Raw genomic sequence first — 16387 nt, forward strand, 5'->3', positions numbered from 1 at the left:
AATTTTTTTTGTATTCATACTTTTTTAATGGTGAATATAAAAGTGGTTCCTTTGCCAATTTCACTTTCTACCCAGATTTCGCCCTCGACAAAATCAATAATTTTTTTAACTAGCGCCAAGCCTATTCCTGTACCATTATATTGGTTTCTACCATGAAGCCTTTGAAAAATTACAAAAATTTTATCAAAATATTGACTTTCTATTCCTATTCCGTTGTCCGAAAAAGAAAATTTATGATGTGTTAATTCTTCCGTATAATCAATTTTAATTATTGGATTCACTCCTTCCTTATGATATTTTAGGGCATTCCCAATCAAATTTTGAAACAATTGCTCCAGCAATACCTTATAACTTTTAATAACAGGCATTTTAGAAACATGTATCTGTGCTTCTTTATCTTTAATTTCTTGATTAAATCTATTTTTAATTTCTGCTATGATAAGATTTAAATCTATAGCTTCCACTATTTCATTAGTTCTTCCAACTTTTGAGAGATCTAACAAATCAAGTATAATTTGTCGCATTCTTTTAGCGCCATCAACGGCAAAATAAATATACTTTTTTCCTTCTTCATCAAGAACAGTGGTGTACTTTTTTTCCAAGAGCATAAGAAAACTAGAGATCATTCGTAATGGTTCTTGAAGATCATGGGAAACCACGTAAGCAAATTGCTCCAATTCTTGGTTATACCTACTTAGTTCAACCGCCTGTTTTTCTAAGTCTTGATTTAATTGTTTTAAAGATGCTTCATACATTTTACTTTCTGTAACGTCATGCATAGCTCCAAACATTCTAATGACTTCACCATCATCATTTCTAAGAACGCTTCCTTTATTTACTACATAAGCATAGGTTCCATCTTTTCTTAAAAAACGGTATTCCGTCTTAAAATAGCTTTGTGTTTTATCTTTGAATAAGTTGTCAGTAACTGCAAGTACCTCACCCAAATCTTCTGGATGTACTTTTTCGCTCCAAAAACTGAAACCTACCTCTCCTTTTTCCGAATCATATCCAAATAAATTCTGATATCCAGGGCCTTGATAGTAAGTATCATGTACCAAATTCCAATCCCAAATAGCATCATTGGTCACTTCTGAGACCATTTTAAAACGATCATTAGAATGTTTAATTTCTTCGATACTTTTAATACTCTCTGTAACATCTTTCATGGCACCAACCATCCTAACTGCATCACCCTTTTCATCTCGAATTATAAATGCCCTATCTACAACATTTGAATAGGTATTATCAAAATTTTTAAATCGATATTCTTGAATCCAATTATACTCTCCTTGTTCAATACTAGAGTTAAAACTATCAGTTACCCTTACTCGATCATCAGGGTGTATATTAGTTTCCCAATAGATTAATTCATCTTGTGCAGAAGCTTGTGAAGGATGCCCAAATAATTTTTTATAATTATCCCCCCAAAAAAGTGTGCCTTTTACAAAATCTAAATCCCAAATGGCATCAGAAGTTGCCTTAGTTACATAATTATAGCGCTGAATACTTTCTTCTAATTCCAGAGAAATTAATTTATACTCTGTAATGTCTTGAATTGTGCCCTCAAACTTTAGGGGATTACCTCTTTTATCTTTGGTGAAATTTCCAATTTGTCGAACCCAAATTATTGTTCCGTCTGGCTTTCTTATTCTATTTTCTGTAAAAAACTCACTATTTGTCGCAATTGCAGCCTGACTTTTTCTTAAAATTTCTGGCATATCATCTTCATATACCATTTTTTTAATAAATTCTCGATTTTCCTTAACAATACCCTTTTCCAAACCAAAAATATCATAAATCCTATCTGACCAATATTCTGTATCATTAACCAAATCAAACTCCCAATAGCCTAATTTGGCAATTTTTTGCGCTTGTAATAGTTTATTATTTAAGGAATTTAACTGCTCTTCTTTATTCTTGGCTGCAGTTACATCTATGATAACAGTATCAACACTTACACTTCCGTTTATATTTTTAACAGGCTTACCAATTCCACTATGCCATCGTATGGTACCATCGGAATGAATTACCCTCCATTCATGTTGCCATTCTTCTAAAGAAGTAATACTTTTTTCTAGAATTTTAGTTAAATTCTCACGGTCATCTTTATGTACGTGTTTCCATCCGGCCTTATAATCATTATTAAACTCTTCAGCCGACAGACCTAATAGTCGCGATATTCCATTGGTCATATGTACTATTTCTTGGGTACCATCTTTAAAGAAAATATGACGAAATGCGACACAGTTAATGGTTTCAATAATGGTGTTTAATTGCAGTTCGGTAGTCTTAAAATCATGAACATCTTGCATACTGCCTGCGAGTACTAAAGGATCCCCTTTCGAGTTTCTTTTAACTACTTTGGCTATTATTTTGGTCCAACTCCAATAGCCTTTTTTGTGTTTAATTCTAATAGTATGTTGATAGCTTTCTATTTTATTATTTCTAATCTTCTCTAAAAAATCCAGTGACTCTGCCACTGCATCATGATAAACGATGGTTAAAAAAGTTTTAAATTTAAGATCAATAAATTCTCCCCTATCGTATCCCATAATACGCTTGGATACGTGGTTTAGTTTAAATTCTAATGTTGTTAAATCTAGCTCCCATTGTCCTATATTGCCATCATTTAAAACCCTTTCAATAAACTTTAGTTTAGCACTATGATCATTTATAGTAAGTTTTTGATTTAGACTATTTTGAGCGGTTATTAATTCAATTATTTGACTAGATAATGCTAAAAATGAATTTTTTTGAATTTCAGATAAATTCAATGGCGTTGTATTCCATACACTTAGGATGCCAAAATGTTCCCCTTCTTGGCTTGTTAATGGAAAACCTGCATAAAATTGATAAGGTAAATTAATATTTTGAACCGTTTTCTCGTTAGGAAAACTATACTCTTTAAGATCAGTTATTACCTGCAGCTTTGCGGTAGTATTTAATAAGTAGGAAACTATAGGATGGTCAAGCAGCTGTTGTGGATTTTCATTTCCATAACAAGCCCTACTAATAATATCCTTATTTTTTGAAAAAGTAATTAGCCCTACAGAGCAGTTGCATAATGCAGCTGCAATCATAGCGCTATTTTCTAGTTGGTTTTTCAATGGGATACTACACGTTAATCATATCAAAAATACAAAACATTTGTAGGGTTAATACTAATTTTTATCGTAATTCTACTTAATGTTTTATGATATAGACTACAATTACGTAAAAAATAATGGATTTGGGTAAAAATTCTAACTTTTAAATAGTTACTTAAACCATTCGAAACGAAATGTAAAATACCATTACACTATTAATAAGGCCTCTTTACTTGCAGTGTATAAAGAATACCTAGCGTTACCGTTGACCAGTTTCTATTATCTAATCCTATAGAAGTATAAGAGACATTCACTTCGGTACTTGGACCCATTAAATAACCTATTTGCGGCCTGTAATAAAACCCGCCGTCATTACCATCATTTAAACCAATTGCCTGCCCAACATTTGCCCCAAAAGAAAATGAATTTGATGTCCAGATGCGTACTGATGCAGTTAAGGGCATAAATTGAATACTTGGTAAATCTATTAATGCATTTTCCGTTCCGAATTTTTCAGGGAAACCATGAATATACCCAACCATTACACCTAGATCCACTGTTTCACCCAATGCCCACATATGTCCAAAATCAGCCCCCAATACCACTCCAATTTCATCATTAAATTCTTCTAAAGGTATTCCTCCTTGAATTCCAAATTTAAGTCCTTCTTGTGCTTTGATATTCGCGGCGGATAAAATAAATAGTATTACTAAAAATGCTTTTTTCATGATAAAATATGGTTGATTATGACATCAAATCTAAAAGCTTTGATAGAAGCACGATTATTTTTGTTGTAAAACAGAACATTTTGGTTGTAAAGTGCTTGTTTTAAAGGCAACTAAGCAACATTTATTTAAGGAGGTGATATTGATATGATTATTTTAAGCCTAATTTTTCGTAATGCTCAATAATTTCAATCGCCATAGCTTCTTGACTTTCAATATTTTTTGTAAGCCCTTTAAATTTATGATATTCTTGTGAGTAAGTTACCGCAAGTTGTTCAACTTCATCAATAGAGTGTATGTCGCCAAACATTAATTCTACTCTTCGCCAATTAATTGTGCCATAAGGTCTTTCCTCTTTATTAATGGCATTTACTAGCGAATTGACTTTATCAGAAAACTTATAAAAACTTTTATTACCGGTATAAAAAGACTCTTCTAAAATTCTAATAAGTATTTTTTTCATTATTCTTTCGTAAATAAAAATTTAAAACTATAGCAATGATAATCACTATTGTAATTATGAATTTTGTACTCACATCATTTAGTACACTTGAGCGCTGATTAAGTAAATTAATTATAATTTGGTAAAGACTTATAAAAACAGGTACAAGTATAAAAAACCGATATGGCTTGCCTTTCGCAGCAAAATACCATCCTAAATAGCCTATGTGCATGGCAATATTTAGACCTAAAATATAAAGTAAAACTCGGTAATTAGTGAATCCTAAGGGATATCCTTCACTGTCTTTAATTGCGTCTACAAGACCAAGATTGGGAACCCAATCTCTTAATTCGCCATCCTTGTTGGTAAGAATATCGTGAAAGTAACTTATTATGGAAGAAAAAATGATTCCAAGAGAAATCAAAAAGTTTAATAGAGTTCTTTTGTTCATAGAACCAAAAATAGAAAATGCTGGAGATTTTTCTATCTCCAGCAAACCTAATTTTAGTCTAGGTGTCTCTATTTTTAATATCTTTCTTGTCAATGCTCTGTTCATACAGTTTGTCGTCATCACTAGCTGTACTTGAAGTGCACGAAGTCACTACAAGTGAAAAAATAGCAAGAATCATAATAGTTTTAAAGTGTTTCATCTTAAAAGATTTAAGGTTAATATTTTACCTTAACACCTTAAACACTATTATAATTGTATTTTAATACGAACTTTCGATGAAATACATAAATTATGCCTTACAATATACGTAGTTTATTTCATAAAATGCATTACGGATAAAAAAATATATTACTGTTACAACTTCAGAGCATTACTATAGTATAAGGGGTTTTTATTGCTTTATTTGGTGCTATTTGAATACTAAAAATTCTTACAAGCATATATTACTTTCGGAAAATAAGATGTCGGAGTAATCGCTAATACTAAAATCAAAAACAATAAGGGAAAGTGTATAAAAAAAGGCAAAAAAAAATCCTCAACTATTGTTGAGGATTTGTTGGCGGTCCGGACGGGTTTTGAACTTTAGACAAAAACCCCTGCTTTTATGGGCATTTTCAGACCTTCATTTTTGTTACTCACCACTTTACTCACCGCGAAAAAACTTTAACATTTTTAACATTTTGGTTTGTACAATTTGATGATTTTTAATACCAAAAAAATAAAATTCAGTTTTTACTTAACAAAAGAGTCTTTATCATTCGAATGTAAAGGCACATATTTCTGAATAATGTATGGTGTAATTTCATCCAATGTTTTACCCGTTATTGGGTGAAGTCCTGGGCTCGTAAAATATTCTATTTCTCCGTTTTTATTTTTTGAATACCATATCAAAGGTTTGTTGGTTACTGGCGCAAAAAAATCAGTCGCCATATTGACATCTATTCTTTTAAAATTTTTAATTTTCACATCTTCATAACTTAAAACTTCCGTTCCATATTTGGAATAAGGCCTTGTATTGCATGAAACTTCTTCGTAATGATTTATAGCCCATGTCATACAACGATTTTCTAATTCAGTATTTATAGTTTTATCTATTAGACTTTGATTAAAATTTCCTTTTGTATTTAACAACCAAGTCATTAATATTATTAAAAAAACAATACAAAAAGACCCTAAAAACAGCCATTTATTTTGTTTTATTTGATTCTTTTTTACTTTTAGAGTGTCTTCTTTATTTGAGTTTTCATGCAATAAATTCACAGCGTCCACAGTGTACTTAATTTCACGTTCATATATACGGTTTTCCGTATTTGTTCCAGAATAACTTGTATTTCTTAAATATTCCTGTAGCGGCCTAGGTTGAAAATCAATCAGCCAACTAATTAACTCAATATTCTGAGTGCTTGTATTTTTTGCTCTTCCTTTAAGAAAATTAACAATCGGCTTAAATTTATCCACATCAAAATCCTGTATCTCTTTTAATTTATTATTCTCATTTTTAAATTGAAAAAAGTGATTTAGAATGTGATCATCCTTAATTGAATTTCTTTTGTTCAAAAGTAAAACACAAGCAGCCCTTATGTTAGCAGATGTTGGCTTGGCCATATAGATACTAACCTCTCCTCCATTTTCTAACTTATACTTCTCTAATATCTCTTTTTTATATGTTTCAAATGTTTTCATTTCAACTATTTGGTTGGAATTATTGGAATTTCAATGGAATTCTTAAGAACTACTGGAATTTCCTGAATCATATAAAGTTATTGCTTTTTAGCCATATTAATTTTGTCCCATCAGCAAGTTCTTGTTATGAAATGCTAACATAACAAATGTACAAAACTAGCTAATACGGAAATCTGTAATGCGGTTGGTAATTAGCCGGTTGAGAAGTAGTTAAAAGCCGCTGCATTACAATTTCTACTTCTCAAAAACAAAGGAGTAATCCTAAAATTTTCAATGGGTTGTTGTACCCAAAAAACTTTCGGGCGAAAGCACGGACAGCAACCCCTTTGTTTAATCTCAAAATTTTTAAATTATGAAAAAAGTTTTTATAGCCGTATTGGCAATTGTTTTAAATACATTTTTATTTTCTTGTACAAAGGACACATCTACTCAGAGCGATTTAATTTATGAAACTAATGCCACTGAAGGGGATGATGGTGATATTAAACCACCACCACCTCCTCCAGACCCAGTTTAATAGATCATGATTATTTTACAAAAGGAGTTATTCTATATTAAGTATAACTCCTTTTTTAATACATTTAAACAAAAAACAATTTGCGAAATATTTTAATCGTCTTGGTGATAATTATTTTTGGATCATGTGAATATGAAAGAAATAAACAATCAGATAAAAAAGACGAAAATATAGATAGCACTCAGTTGTATTACAATATTTCACTCGACAACAAAATGTCCTTAAGGCAAAAGCAAGAAGCCATAAATAAATCCTTGTATTATGCGAAAATTAATGACAATGACACTTTATTAGCCAAAGTTTTATATCAAAAAAATCTAGTTCATTATTCATTGGCGGAATATGATAGTCTTCTATTATTTAGTGATTCATTGATAAATTATTCGAAAAGAAACAACCTAAAATCAAGGCTTGCTAAGCAATTCTACCTAAAAGGATTTTATTTTGATGAAGTTGCCCATAATCCCGATAGTGCATTTATAAATTATAATCTTTCCAAGAATCATTTTCAATATTTAAAGGATAGTAGTTGGGTAGGTAAAAATTTGTTACAAATGGGTATAATTCAGAAAAATCAAGGGGATTTTTTTGGCAGTAAAGAAACAATCACTGAAGCTTTGAAATATCTAAATAAAGAAAAAGACACTAACTATATTGTTTCTTCATTTAACGGCTTAGCTACAAATCACCGAAAATTACTCAATCATGAAGACGCAATTAAATATTACAAAAAGGCTTTAGCATTTTCAATTAATAAAGCGGATAGAATTGTTATCAACAATAATCTTTCCGCAACATATATAGACAATAAAAACTATAACGAAGCACTTAATTTATTAACTGAATTAGTTAAGGATTCATTACTTAGCGAAAAACCAAATGAATATGCTAGAGTTTTAGATAACATAGCATACGCCGAATGGCTATCGGGTAAAAATGAAAGTAAATTAAAACTCTTAGTTGCCCTTAATATAAGAATTAAAAACAATGATTTAAGGGGGCAAATTGCTAGTTATACACATTTAGGAGAAGTATATTCCAATTCAAATTCAAAAAAAGCAAATATCTATCTTGATTCTGTTTTCATATTAGCAAAAAAATTAAAAAATCCTAGAGCTGAAAAAGACGCCTTAAAACAACTTATGGAATTGGAGCCATATAATCTTAAACTAAAGAACCGTTACGTTTTTTTACAAGACAGCCTATATGCCCAAGAATTAAAAGTAAAAACACAATTTGCAAAATACAAATACGACGACAAATTAATACAAGAAGCTAATTTACGTTTGGAGAAAGAGAATGCAGAGCAGAAATTAGAAGTAACAAATCAACAAAACAAAAGAAAGCTTACTTATGCATTTGGGGGGTTTCTATTTTTAATATTCGCTTTTTCGACCTACATATTGGTGCAAAGATCGAAACGATTAAAGCAAAAAAACAAAACTGCAAAATTAGAAGCTACATATGAAACCGAGTCAGAGCTTTCGAGAAAACTACATGATGACTTTGGAGGAAAACTTAACTATGCAATGCTTTTAGTTCAAAACGACTCCGACAAATTAAAATTACTGGATACGCTTGATGGGCTTTACAATCAAAGTAGAGATTTTTCAAGAGAAATAAATGATGTAGATACAGGTCCAAATTTTAAGGAGTCTCTAATTGGAATGATGGGTAATTACTGCAAAAACACAAAACTTATAGTATCTGGTAGTTCAGATTTAAATTGGTCAAAACTATCGTCATTATCAAAGAAAACTTTATTTAAAATTCTTCAAGAATTAATGATTAATATGCAAAAACATAGCGGTGCAAGTTTAGTTTCTGTTGCTTTTGAACAATCAAAAAAAACACTAAAGGTTAGTTTCATGGATAATGGTGTTGGTGCTTCAAAAACTGACTTAAATTTTAAAAATGGTCTTATGAATACAGAAAAGCGTATTGAAGCTATTGGCGGAACTATTATTTTTGAATCAGACAAAGGGCGTGGCTTTGAAGCTCAAATAGAAATTCCGAATTAAAAAGCATTAATAATGTTTAAAAAAATACTAATCGCAGAAGATTTTCAAGACACTAATAAAGGAATTGTACATGCATTGGAAGTAAATCTTCAAATTGACATAATACAAGAAGAGCTCTATTGTGATAAAGCATTTAATAGATTTAAAGTAGCCTTTGAAAAAGGAGAACCTTACGAGTTATTAATATCAGATCTAACATTTAAAGAAAGCCATGTAGATCGTAGATTAACATCAGGAATAGATTTAATAAAAGCGATTAGAGGTGTTGATAAAAACATTAAGATCATTGTAAATTCTATGATAGAAAATCCTACAGAAATAAATGCATTATTTAAAGATCAAAAAATTAATGGATATGTCTGTAAAGGTAGAAATAGTTTAAATGAACTTCTTGAAGGTATTCAAGAAGTTTATCAAAATAGAACGTTTGTCTCCCCACAATTAAATTTGAATTCTTCCAATAGTGTTTTTGAGATGGACAAATATGACATCATGATATTAAAGGATTTGGCTGAAGGCCTTACAAAAAAAGAAATATCAGAAAAACTTAAAAAACTAAATATTTCACCCAATAGTGAAAGTACTATTGATAAAAAGGTAAGTAAACTATTCGATGAATTTGGTGCTAAAAACACGCATCACCTTATTGCCAAACTAATTAAGCAGGGTAAACTTTAATATAGCCTACTATTTTTTATTGACAAACAAATTTTAATCCCTTACAGAAATCTGTAAGGGATTGTCTTTTAATGGGTTTATGTTTGAGGTATTATTAATTTATAAATATTTATAAAATGGCAAATCAAAGAAAAACTAGTAAAGAAGCAGCTTCTTCGGCTTCAAAAGTTCTAAAAGATAAAAGAACAGGAAAGGATAGTAAAAAAGCAGCTGGTAGTGCTTTATCTCAAAGAGCACCAAAAGGAAAAAAATAAATTATGGCAGTTAAACATACTCCAACAAATGAAGTCCATTCAGGAACCAAAGGAGGCAAAACTGGATGCGGTTTTAACACATCAGAAAACCAAAGTCATTGGATAAACACAAGCGATAGAATTACTTGCGATAAGAATGGTTGTAAAAATTAAGTTTTCTCAAATAATAATATGAAATTATCAATCAATACTATCTTTTTTCTTCTCATTTTTAGCCTAGGAGTATCTCAGGATAAAAGTAAGGAATTGAGTAATGCAGAAATATTTTCTTCGCAAGCTGGAACTTTAATAGAAAAGGAATTCCTGGATGTTGGAAAAATAAATAATAACACCGAAATCATAATTTTAAAAATAACTAATATGATTTCTGGTGATTCCATTAAGTCCTTAAGAATTACAACCGATATAAAAGGGTCTTATTCTACAGAAACCAAAATAGCACAGCTAGATTCAGATGAAATTGATGGTTTAATCAAGTCCTTAATAATAATCAAAAACAAAGTATTACCGATTAATGCCACCAACTACACAGAAATTAGTTTTAAAAGTAGAAGTGGATTTGAAGCAGGGTGCTATTGGAGTAAAAATGAATGGAAGATATATCTTCAAATAGAAAAATATGACAGGAAATCATTGGTTTTGCTAAAAGGAAGTGAATTTGAACTGTTTTTAGAATTATTGAACGAAGTAAAAACCAAAATGTAACACATTTATGGAAATCCAAAACCAACTAAAATCATTAGCTGAAAAAATAAATCAACTAAAAGATAAAATAGATATAGAGGAATCTATAAAACCCGCTTTTGTATTGCCCTTTATAAATATTTTGGGTTATGATTCTTTTAATCCTACAGAAGTAGTTCCAGAATTCACCGCAGATATTGGCCTTAAAAAGGGTGAGAAAGTTGATTATGCTATTTTCTAAAATCAGTAGCCAAGCATTATAATCGAATGTAAAAATTGGAAAGAAAAACTCAAACCGCATAATTCACAACTATTCCGATATTTTCATACGACCAAAACTAGATTTGCTTTACTAACCAATGGAATAGAATATCAGTTTTAAACAGATTTAGAGGCTAGTAATAAAATGGATATTAAAGACACTAAAATTCGAGTTCCCATAGAATAAATACTTTTTTTATGAAAAATATAAAACAATTTGTGATGCTAACATTTATGGTAATACTTTCTAATTCTTCTTTAAGTCAAGAAAATTTTACTATTGCTTATTCTTGTGGAGAAACTGTAGGCAAATGTGTAGGTTCTAGTTATTGTTCTGCGTGTACTAATTGCAGTAGATGCGGTCATTGTAGTTCTGGAGGATCTTGTGGAGTTTGTTCAAGAAAGAAAAATTATAAATCTAAAGAAAGTAGCAAACCAAAGCATAATTCTAGTAGTGAAAAGAAACAATCAAATTCATATACCTCCAAATCAAAAACGAATGCATATGATCTACCGAATGACACTTCTTCCAAGTATTATCTAAAAAACTTATTAGTAAATATTACAGCATTAAATCTAAGGAGCGGTCCAGGAACTTCTTATTCCATAATTGAGGTTTTAAAAAAAGAACAGAATCTTACTTTTCTTGCGATGACAGGAAATTGGGTGAAAGTTAAAGTTAATCTGACTAATACAATTGGGTTTGTTTATTACAATCACATTTTAGTAAGTACGGAATGACGAAAACATAGTTCTATTATCTTTTTACATTACAGAAATCTGTAAGGTTTTGTGTTTCAAAGAGTTTAGGTTTGGAGAATTAATCAATAAATTCTATATATCATGGCTTATCCAAAATTTGAAATCAAGAAAAGTTCAAACGGTAAATTTTATTTCAATCTAAGATCAAAAGGTAACGGAGAGATTATAGCAACGAGCGAGATGTATAATTCAAAACAGAGTTGTAAAGATGGTATTGATGCCGTACAGAGAGATGCTCCTAACGCAGAAGTAATTGACTTAACTATCAGTAACTAAAATGAGTTACCGTAAAGGGTATTACAAAAAAGATGGAACTTATGTTCAAGGTCATTTTGTAAACAAAGGCAGTGTAAAAACAAAATTTAAAGTAGATAGCAAAAAAGGTTGTTTAGGTATTTTACTTATAATTTTGCATGGATTAATAGGCCTCTCCTGTACTTCAGAATCTAATTGCGAATCTAAAAAATGTGCTGACTTTTCTAATCAAGCAGAAGCTCAAGCAGCTTTTGATGGTGATAAAAGTTGCTATTCAAACCTTGACAGAGATAATGACAATATCGCTTGCGAAAATGGACAATATTAAAACTATGAATAAATTAAATATATCAACTGGGCTAAAAAGTCACTTTTTAAGATTGTATCAAATGGCTTTTGCAGATGACAATTTCGATGTGCTCGAATTAAAGATGCTTTACAATTTTGCCGAAGAAAGAGGGCTTACTAAAGATCAATTAAATGAAATCTTATTAAACCCTTCTCAAGAGTCAGTAATTCCAGAATCTTTAGACGATAAAATCGAGTATCTGTATGATTTAGCGCTGATGATTTGGGCAGACCAAGTGGTTACAGACGATGAAATAAATACCTTAAAAAAGTACTGCAAGAAATTTGAGTTTTTGGAAGAGAACATTGACGATATCTGTGAGTTTCTTTTGGAAAATGCAAAAGAAAAAATCTCCTTATCTGAATTACTTACTAAAATGCAAGACTAATATGAGTGCTTTAAAAAATATATTCTCACTAAAAAAAAGTCTTCCTAAGGAAATTGTTAAACCTAAAGAGGAAGATGTTAAAAAAATTAAACTTTCTTTTTTTGAAAGTGGCTATGGTTCATCAAAACAAGCATCAGGAAATCATACAATATTTAAGGCTTGTTTACAAGACGTTTACATGGATTATAAGGGTAAATGCCGTGAAGATGAAAAGCTCCAGAAAGAATTGAAGGAACCTTATGTTCAAGAAAAAAGTAAGTATGAAATTGAATTAAAGAAAAGAAAAACAGTAAAGGACATTATCGAAGAAGGTATTGCAGCTTTGGAAAATAAGATTTCAATTTTCAAAAGTGAAATATCCGAAGTAAAACATAATCCAGAAAAATATGTAGAGGATGTTGATAAAAAACCAAAAGCACAATTTTATCTTGGCTTGATTGTTTTGATTCCTATCACATTTTATCTATTAGTTTTTTATATATCTGCCTCCTATTCTGCATTTTTCAAAACATTCGATACTGACCAACTAACCAATGCCATTTTTGATGCCAATGCATTAACAAAAGCAATTGATGATGGCTGGTTAGAAGGTGTTTTTGTGGCTACCATTCCTTTTGCATTTATGGGCTTGGGGTATTTAATTCATATGTTTCAAAAACATAAAAACTGGCTTTCATATGTTAAGATAGCAACTTTGTTTATAGTCACTTTTATTTTTGACGCAATACTTGCATATCAAATTGAAAAGAAAATATATGATATTGAGAAGACACTTAACTCACCTGATTTTAACGTACAAATAGCTTTTACAAAAGCAGAATTTTGGGGTATTATTTTTGCAGGTTTCGTAGTTTATATTATTTGGGGGTTGGTGTTTGACTTTATTATGAAAGAATATGACAACTTCGATAAAATAAAAACATTTATTAGGTCTAAAAGAGAAGATATCAAAAATTGTGAACTAGAAATTATTTCACAGACAGAAAAATTAAACCCAATAAAGGAAGATATTTCAGGAATAGAGGGAAAAATTAACGATTTACAAAGAACAATTGATGGCTTTGTATTTTCCAACAAACACTACCTAACTTATCATGCAGAATATGTAAAAGGATGGTTTCTTGGAATAGCTGATAATTTTGACGATTTAAAAAGAAGAGAGCAATTACTATCACTCTGTACTGCTGAGGAGAAAAAACATTTGCAAGAACATGACATTGCGGATGAAAGTTATGAAGGGCGATTATATAAACTTGTAAACTAATAAAATGAAACAGAATTTCCAATTCCTAACCGCACTAATGCTTTTATCCTTTGTTATCACTTCTTGTAAAGATGAACCTAAGGCTGAAGAACTTATTCATGAGCACGATTTTCCCAAGGTATCTGCGATTGATAATTTAAATATTAGTATACTCCTGGATTTGTCAGACAGAATAAACCCTGAAAAATACCCTGCCCCAGCGATGGAATATTATATGAGAGATGTTGGTTATTTAAAGTCCATTGCGGTGAATTTTGAATCACATATCATGAATAAAAAAATGATTAAAATTGATGATAAAATTCAAGTATTTATAGACCCAGAACCCTCAGATAAAAATTTAAACGAAAAGCTTAATAAGCTTAAAATATACTTCAATAAAGATGTGGTTACTAAAAAAGGTATTTTAGAAACCTGCAAAAAATATGATAGTATTACAACACTTATTTATGAAGCAGCAATTAAAGATGATCATTATGTTGGCTCTGATACTTGGCGGTTTTTCAAAAATAAAGTGGATGATTATTGCGTAGAAAATGGTTACAGAAATATTCTAGTGGTTTTAACTGATGGATATATTTATCATAAAGACGCTTTAATAAGAGAAGGCAATAGAACTACACACCTAACACCACAAGACATTAAAAGTTTTGGCTTTAACAAATCTGGTTGGAAAAAGAAATTTGATCAGCAAGATTATGGCTTTGTAACTGCAAATGAAAATCTTTCCAATTTAGAGGTATTGGTTTTAGGCATTAATCCTGATGATAAAAATCCTTATGAAGAAGATGTGATTAGAGCATATTGGAGTAAATGGTTAGTGGAAATGAAAGTTAAGAAATTCGAAATAAAACAGGCAGATATGCCATCTAACATGGAAAAAGTGATTCGTGATTTTATTTTAAAGGAATAATTATGGCAATCAGATTTAATAAAAGAGTCAAAATAATTAAAGGTTTAGGAGTAAATATCAGCAAATCGGGAATCTCACCTAGCGTTAGAACAAAAAGTGGCAGTTTAAGTTCAAAAGGATATTCAATTAAAACAGGAATTCCTGGCCTAACATACCGTAAGACATTTTCCAGGACCAAAAATAGTGGGTGCTTGGTTTCCATGTTAATAACTCTGACTATTATTATATTATTCATAGGAAATATTGTTGATAAATGATTTCCCCAAACCTTTTAGAAGACTTACCGAGAATTAGCAATTAAGATAGAATACGATTATTATTTTTAAAAAATATAGTGAAAACTTCTTCTTTCTAAAATTTTCAAAATGATTAAACGCTCCATTTTAATTGAGAAGAAAGCAGTAATTACTTGTAAAAATTTACAACTTTGCATAGAAACAGCAGATCGAAAAGCCTCAATTCCAATTGAAGATATTGGTTTTATAGTTATTGATCATCCGGAAACATACATTACCATACCAGCATTAAATTATTTAATTGAAAATAATTCAGGAGTTATTTTATGTAATAAAGTACACTTACCAAATGGCATGTTCTTAAACTTAAATAGTCATCATATTCAACAACAGCTTTTCGCCTATCAAATTGAAGCCAGTGCCCCTTTAAAGAAAAAACTCTGGCAACAAACTGTGCAAGAAAAAATAAAAAATCAAGGAATTTTACTAGAACAAATAACTAAACATAAAAATAAGTTCGAATTTTTATCGTCAAAAGTATTAAGTGGTGACACCTCCAATATGGAAGGTGTAGCTGCGAATTTTTATTGGAAATCTTTTTTTGATGCAGGATTTAAACGAGAACGTTTTGGCGAGTATCCTAACAATTTTTTAAACTACGGATATGCTATTTTGAGAGCAGCAACTGCTAGGGCATTATCGGGTAGCGGTTTATTAAACACTCTAGGAATACACCATAAAAACAAATACAATGCTTTCGCATTAGCCGATGATATAATGGAGCCTTATAGACCGTTAGTTGATGAATGTGTATATAATTTGATGCAACAATACGACGAACAAGACTTAAATACTTTGATAAAATCCGAGCTTTTAAATATTCTTACGCGAACCGTTTATTTTAAAGATGAAAAAAGCCCCTTAATGGTTGCTTTACAAAAAACGGCTAGCTCATTACAACAATGTTATACTGGGGAACGAAAAAAAATTAAGTACGCTAAATTGTGGAACTAAACGGTTACCGAATTATGTGGTTATTTGTATTTTTTGACCTACCTACTGAAACCGCAAAGGATAGAAAAAATGCAGCTGGTTTTAGAAAAAATCTTTTAAAAGATGGTTTTGACATGATGCAATATTCCGTTTACACCAGACATTGCGCAAGTAGCGAAAGTGCAGATGTTCATGAAAAACGAATAAATTCATTATTACCACCATTTGGGAAAGTGAGTGTTTTGCGTATTACAGATAAACAGTTTGGTAATATTTTAAATTTCTGGGGCAGAGCTGAAGTACCTAAACCTCCACCGCCAATGCAATTAGAATTGTTTTAAAAACAAAAAATGCCTCAATCTTGCCTTATCACTGCAAAAAAGAAGCATTTTTTTTAACGATATTTTCTTTTAAATTCTTAA

The 16387-nt window shown here is 30.5% G+C and carries 23 protein-coding genes; 17 read left to right on the forward strand and 6 right to left on the reverse strand.

The features are described from left to right. Positions 1-14: 14 nt before the first annotated feature. The 6 genes from B8963_RS02170 to B8963_RS02190 form a co-directional block, all read right to left on the reverse strand. Entirely contained in the window at positions 15-3110 is a 3096-nt protein-coding gene (locus tag B8963_RS02170) for a PAS domain-containing protein (RefSeq protein WP_084059763.1), read from the reverse strand. Positions 3111-3304: 194 nt separating this feature from the next. Further along, a complete protein-coding gene (locus B8963_RS02175; RefSeq protein ID WP_084059764.1) occupies positions 3305-3817 on the reverse strand; it encodes a hypothetical protein in 513 nt (170 codons plus the stop codon). A 148-nt stretch (positions 3818-3965) separates the two neighbouring features. Further along, complete coding sequence (locus B8963_RS02180) at positions 3966-4277, reverse strand: hypothetical protein (protein WP_084059765.1); 312 nt, start codon at positions 4275-4277, stop codon at positions 3966-3968. After that, positions 4258-4800 (reverse strand): hypothetical protein, encoded by a 543-nt coding sequence (locus B8963_RS02185; protein WP_159447266.1) that lies wholly within the window; start codon positions 4798-4800, stop codon positions 4258-4260. The genes B8963_RS02180 and B8963_RS02185 overlap by 20 nt, the downstream gene beginning before the upstream one ends. Next, complete coding sequence (locus tag B8963_RS15825; RefSeq protein ID WP_143312443.1) at positions 4766-4906, reverse strand: peptidase m28; 141 nt, start codon at positions 4904-4906, stop codon at positions 4766-4768. Before B8963_RS15825 ends, B8963_RS02185 begins: the two co-directional genes overlap by 35 nt. Before the next feature lie 533 nt (positions 4907-5439). After that, a complete protein-coding gene (locus B8963_RS02190) occupies positions 5440-6390 on the reverse strand; it encodes a hypothetical protein (protein WP_084059767.1) in 951 nt (316 codons plus the stop codon). A gap of 352 nt (positions 6391-6742) precedes the next feature. On the opposite strand from B8963_RS02190, the gene B8963_RS15910 reads away from it, so the two are divergent. The 17 genes from B8963_RS15910 to cas2 all read left to right on the forward strand — a co-directional run bounded on the left by B8963_RS15910 (position 6743) and on the right by cas2 (position 16306). Next, positions 6743-6907 (forward strand): hypothetical protein, encoded by a 165-nt coding sequence (locus tag B8963_RS15910; protein WP_159447267.1) that lies wholly within the window; start codon positions 6743-6745, stop codon positions 6905-6907. Between the two features lie 80 nt (positions 6908-6987). Beyond that, on the forward strand, positions 6988-8928 hold the full coding sequence (locus tag B8963_RS02195; protein ID WP_143312445.1) for a tetratricopeptide repeat-containing sensor histidine kinase: 1941 nt from the start codon (positions 6988-6990) through the stop codon (positions 8926-8928). Between the two features lie 12 nt (positions 8929-8940). Continuing rightward, on the forward strand, positions 8941-9606 hold the full coding sequence (locus B8963_RS02200; RefSeq protein WP_084059769.1) for a DNA-binding response regulator: 666 nt from the start codon (positions 8941-8943) through the stop codon (positions 9604-9606). 116 nt (positions 9607-9722) lie between these two features. Then, a complete protein-coding gene (locus B8963_RS15995; protein ID WP_200810815.1) occupies positions 9723-9860 on the forward strand; it encodes a hypothetical protein in 138 nt (45 codons plus the stop codon). Positions 9861-9863: 3 nt separating this feature from the next. Then, positions 9864-10013, forward strand: coding sequence for a hypothetical protein (locus B8963_RS16000; RefSeq protein ID WP_200810816.1), 150 nt, complete (start codon positions 9864-9866; stop codon positions 10011-10013). Between the two features lie 18 nt (positions 10014-10031). Then, positions 10032-10565, forward strand: coding sequence for a hypothetical protein (locus tag B8963_RS02205; protein ID WP_084059770.1), 534 nt, complete (start codon positions 10032-10034; stop codon positions 10563-10565). A gap of 7 nt (positions 10566-10572) precedes the next feature. Continuing rightward, the gene (locus B8963_RS16170; protein ID WP_317043674.1) at positions 10573-10785 is read left to right on the forward strand and encodes a hypothetical protein; all 213 of its coding nucleotides are present in this window, start codon (positions 10573-10575) and stop codon (positions 10783-10785) included. Between the two features lie 21 nt (positions 10786-10806). After that, positions 10807-10926 (forward strand): hypothetical protein, encoded by a 120-nt coding sequence (locus B8963_RS16175; protein ID WP_317043698.1) that lies wholly within the window; start codon positions 10807-10809, stop codon positions 10924-10926. Positions 10927-11003: 77 nt separating this feature from the next. Beyond that, positions 11004-11546, forward strand: coding sequence for an SH3 domain-containing protein (locus B8963_RS02215; RefSeq protein WP_084059771.1), 543 nt, complete (start codon positions 11004-11006; stop codon positions 11544-11546). 102 nt (positions 11547-11648) lie between these two features. Further along, positions 11649-11843, forward strand: coding sequence for a YegP family protein (locus tag B8963_RS02220; RefSeq protein WP_084059772.1), 195 nt, complete (start codon positions 11649-11651; stop codon positions 11841-11843). A 1-nt stretch (position 11844) separates the two neighbouring features. Continuing rightward, positions 11845-12150, forward strand: coding sequence for an excalibur calcium-binding domain-containing protein (locus tag B8963_RS02225; protein WP_084059773.1), 306 nt, complete (start codon positions 11845-11847; stop codon positions 12148-12150). A gap of 4 nt (positions 12151-12154) precedes the next feature. Next, complete coding sequence (locus B8963_RS02230) at positions 12155-12559, forward strand: hypothetical protein (protein ID WP_084060693.1); 405 nt, start codon at positions 12155-12157, stop codon at positions 12557-12559. 1 nt (position 12560) lies between these two features. After that, positions 12561-13823, forward strand: coding sequence for an ECF transporter S component (locus B8963_RS02235; protein WP_084059774.1), 1263 nt, complete (start codon positions 12561-12563; stop codon positions 13821-13823). Between the two features lie 4 nt (positions 13824-13827). Beyond that, positions 13828-14736 (forward strand): hypothetical protein, encoded by a 909-nt coding sequence (locus B8963_RS02240; protein WP_084059775.1) that lies wholly within the window; start codon positions 13828-13830, stop codon positions 14734-14736. 2 nt (positions 14737-14738) lie between these two features. After that, complete coding sequence (locus tag B8963_RS16220; protein ID WP_084059776.1) at positions 14739-14993, forward strand: DUF4236 domain-containing protein; 255 nt, start codon at positions 14739-14741, stop codon at positions 14991-14993. Positions 14994-15101: 108 nt separating this feature from the next. After that, positions 15102-15986: a type II CRISPR-associated endonuclease Cas1 gene (gene cas1 / locus B8963_RS02250; protein ID WP_084059777.1), complete on the forward strand. Its 885-nt coding sequence runs from the start codon at positions 15102-15104 to the stop codon at positions 15984-15986. Between the two features lie 14 nt (positions 15987-16000). Then, complete coding sequence (gene cas2, locus B8963_RS02255) at positions 16001-16306, forward strand: CRISPR-associated endonuclease Cas2 (protein WP_074537207.1); 306 nt, start codon at positions 16001-16003, stop codon at positions 16304-16306. The last annotated feature ends 81 nt before the right edge of the window (positions 16307-16387 follow it).

Origin of the sequence: Cellulophaga tyrosinoxydans, from assembly GCF_900176415.1 — a bacterium.
GTDB lineage: Bacteria > Bacteroidota > Bacteroidia > Flavobacteriales > Flavobacteriaceae > Cellulophaga > Cellulophaga tyrosinoxydans.

Excerpts from the sequence above, each read along its gene's own strand:
- B8963_RS02180 (WP_084059765.1), bottom strand. The coding sequence starts at position 4,277 with ATGAAAAAAATACTTATTAGAATTTTAGAAGAGTCTTTTTATACCGGT.
- B8963_RS02230 (WP_084060693.1), top strand. The coding sequence starts at position 12,155 with ATGAATAAATTAAATATATCAACTGGGCTAAAAAGTCACTTTTTAAGA.
- B8963_RS02190 (WP_084059767.1), bottom strand. The coding sequence starts at position 6,390 with ATGAAAACATTTGAAACATATAAAAAAGAGATATTAGAGAAGTATAAG.
- B8963_RS02175 (WP_084059764.1), bottom strand. The coding sequence starts at position 3,817 with ATGAAAAAAGCATTTTTAGTAATACTATTTATTTTATCCGCCGCGAAT.
- B8963_RS16170 (WP_317043674.1), top strand. The coding sequence starts at position 10,573 with ATGGAAATCCAAAACCAACTAAAATCATTAGCTGAAAAAATAAATCAA.
- B8963_RS15910 (WP_159447267.1), top strand. The coding sequence starts at position 6,743 with ATGAAAAAAGTTTTTATAGCCGTATTGGCAATTGTTTTAAATACATTT.
- cas1 (WP_084059777.1), top strand. The coding sequence starts at position 15,102 with ATGATTAAACGCTCCATTTTAATTGAGAAGAAAGCAGTAATTACTTGT.
- B8963_RS02225 (WP_084059773.1), top strand. The coding sequence starts at position 11,845 with ATGAGTTACCGTAAAGGGTATTACAAAAAAGATGGAACTTATGTTCAA.
- B8963_RS02215 (WP_084059771.1), top strand. The coding sequence starts at position 11,004 with ATGAAAAATATAAAACAATTTGTGATGCTAACATTTATGGTAATACTT.
- B8963_RS02235 (WP_084059774.1), top strand. The coding sequence starts at position 12,561 with ATGAGTGCTTTAAAAAATATATTCTCACTAAAAAAAAGTCTTCCTAAG.
- B8963_RS16220 (WP_084059776.1), top strand. The coding sequence starts at position 14,739 with ATGGCAATCAGATTTAATAAAAGAGTCAAAATAATTAAAGGTTTAGGA.
- B8963_RS02200 (WP_084059769.1), top strand. The coding sequence starts at position 8,941 with ATGTTTAAAAAAATACTAATCGCAGAAGATTTTCAAGACACTAATAAA.
- B8963_RS15825 (WP_143312443.1), bottom strand. The coding sequence starts at position 4,906 with ATGAAACACTTTAAAACTATTATGATTCTTGCTATTTTTTCACTTGTA.
- B8963_RS15995 (WP_200810815.1), top strand. The coding sequence starts at position 9,723 with ATGGCAAATCAAAGAAAAACTAGTAAAGAAGCAGCTTCTTCGGCTTCA.
- cas2 (WP_074537207.1), top strand. The coding sequence starts at position 16,001 with ATGTGGTTATTTGTATTTTTTGACCTACCTACTGAAACCGCAAAGGAT.
- B8963_RS02220 (WP_084059772.1), top strand. The coding sequence starts at position 11,649 with ATGGCTTATCCAAAATTTGAAATCAAGAAAAGTTCAAACGGTAAATTT.
- B8963_RS16000 (WP_200810816.1), top strand. The coding sequence starts at position 9,864 with ATGGCAGTTAAACATACTCCAACAAATGAAGTCCATTCAGGAACCAAA.
- B8963_RS02240 (WP_084059775.1), top strand. The coding sequence starts at position 13,828 with ATGAAACAGAATTTCCAATTCCTAACCGCACTAATGCTTTTATCCTTT.
- B8963_RS02205 (WP_084059770.1), top strand. The coding sequence starts at position 10,032 with ATGAAATTATCAATCAATACTATCTTTTTTCTTCTCATTTTTAGCCTA.